The sequence below is a fragment of the Mesorhizobium sp. M8A.F.Ca.ET.207.01.1.1 genome, from assembly GCF_004794715.1.
GTDB lineage: Bacteria > Pseudomonadota > Alphaproteobacteria > Rhizobiales > Rhizobiaceae > Mesorhizobium.
The window spans coordinates 1-279 of the sequence record NZ_SRUS01000617.1; the positions used below are offsets into that span (position 1 = coordinate 1).

1 pseudogene is annotated in these 279 nt (G+C 71.7%); it reads left to right on the forward strand.

Features of this window, described 5'->3' with window-relative positions:
• Positions 1-279, forward strand: a pseudogene (locus tag EN850_RS36085) (RNA polymerase sigma-54 factor); the annotation flags it as partial.

The window sequence follows — 279 nt, forward strand, 5'->3', positions numbered from 1 at the left end:
CCGAGATCGACGACGTCCGCGAGGCCGTGCGCCTGATCCTCTCGCTGCAGCCGCGCCCGGGCGACAGCCTGCTGCCCGAACGCAACGCGGTAGTGGTGCCGGACGTCGTCGCCTGGCACGCCGACGGGCAGTGGAAGGTCGCCCTGAACCCGGCCACCAGCCGTCGCGTGTCGATCAACAGCCAGTACGAGCAGGTGCTGGCCGAAACGAGCGACGCCGCCCCGGCGCTGCGCGAGATGCTGCAGGAGGCGCGCTGGTTCAGCCGTGGCCTGTCGATGC